Here is a 1408-nt window from a genome sequence, read left to right as displayed (position 1 = left end):
CTCCAAGAGGTCGGAGGACTATCCGTGCACAGCAGCTTCGGCCGACTCCAATCCCCCAAAATGGTACGGGAAAAAGCTAGTTCTGGGTATTGGAACTGGTGCCGAGTCTAACAAAATTGGTACATAGTGCCGCCCTGTGGGCGGTTTTTCATTTGGAGGGACGGGGTCCGTGACGCGGGATATGAACACCTATAAAAGTGCAAAGGGATTGGTGGAAACGACCGATCCTGAGATTGATAAACCGATTTATCGACGCCCGGGGTTTGGCGGCATCACGACCCTGGGCGAGATGGACAAGAAGATCGCGGCCTTTCTTCGCAAGGAGCGCGAGGACGAAGGGCTGACGCGCGCGGATCTCGCGCCTTTGCTTGGCCTGTCAATGCCTGTCTACGGGCGATACGAACGTGCTTTCTCCAAAATGCATGTCACTCGTATGATCCACCTCTGTGAAATCCTCGGCTTCATGCCGATCGAAATGCTTTTTGAGGCTGCTCCTCATCTTTGGGGCCGGACGCCGGAGGAAGCCAAGGATCGTCTTGAACTGGCAAAACTTATGGCGGACTTGCCCCACGACACGACGCGCGATCTCCTCGCCCTGGTTAAGCGCATGGTCTCACACCAGAAGGCGGCCGACGCCGCCACAGCCTCATCAACAACGAAGGACGAAGGCCGCTAGGCGGTTTTGCTGGCGATGGGCGCGACGCCAGCGCCTTATGGAGATAGCCCCCTGTGAGATGATAGCTGTCGCCGACCGATCCCTTCCCCGAAGCTCCTGCTCCCAAGTCTGGCTGACCACAGGTCCTTTCCGAACGAATGATGGGGCGCCTCGCCTACGCTGAGCCAGCATCTCAACAGCATGTCTTGAAAACGGAGGGCAACCACACCATAATACCAATGTGAGCAACGCTCCGGGGTTGGCGCCAAGCGCCAGCCGACACTTTCTCAAAGGCTCGGTTCGTCCGGGCCTTTGTCGTTTATGCGCTCGAAGCAGCTGTACTTAATGCCAAGGCTCGCGCGCTCATTCGGATCGAGCAAGGCGTCGATCAACCGCTTGTTCTCCATCAGGGATACGTAGGGTCGGTAGGTCGGATCGTAGCCACCTTTGGCCATAGGATACAGAACCAGGTCCGCAATCTGAATCATCGGGGTAACCTTGGTCCTGCCTCGCGGCTCGCCTCTGACAATGTTCCGGAATTCAGCCGCGCTCAGCGACTGATAGGACGCAGAATTGTTTTCGTCGAAAGGCATCCCGTCCTTCTTCAGCGAGCGAGCAAAGGCGATCAGTTCGTTGTCCTCGACCCTGCCAGCGCGTTCGAAAAATACGCGCAGCTTTCGGCCGCGGCTTCGCGCGAATTTGGCGGCACGCTCGATCAAGATGCAGTAGGCAGTCCTGCTCATCAACCAGAGC

Annotated in this window: 1 protein-coding gene and 1 pseudogene; one reads left to right on the top strand and one right to left on the bottom strand. The window is 57.3% G+C overall.

The annotated features are described in order from the left end of the window. Positions 1-181 precede the first annotated feature (181 nt). The gene (locus EN780_RS34245; RefSeq protein WP_128276458.1) at positions 182-676 is read left to right on the top strand and encodes a helix-turn-helix transcriptional regulator; all 495 of its coding nucleotides are present in this window, start codon (positions 182-184) and stop codon (positions 674-676) included. Positions 677-942: 266 nt separating this feature from the next. Here EN780_RS34245 and EN780_RS34240 read toward each other — a convergent pair. Continuing rightward, positions 943-1408: pseudogene (locus EN780_RS34240) on the bottom strand (DUF3800 domain-containing protein); the annotation flags it as partial.

The sequence above is a fragment of the Mesorhizobium sp. M4B.F.Ca.ET.089.01.1.1 genome (assembly GCF_004022605.1).
In the GTDB taxonomy this organism is placed as follows: domain Bacteria; phylum Pseudomonadota; class Alphaproteobacteria; order Rhizobiales; family Rhizobiaceae; genus Mesorhizobium; species Mesorhizobium abyssinicae.
This window is presented reverse-complemented; position numbering and strand designations above follow the sequence as displayed.

Coding starts and splice junctions, on each gene's coding strand:
- EN780_RS34245 (WP_128276458.1), top strand. CDS start 182: ATGAACACCTATAAAAGTGCAAAGGGATTGGTGGAAACGACCGATCCT.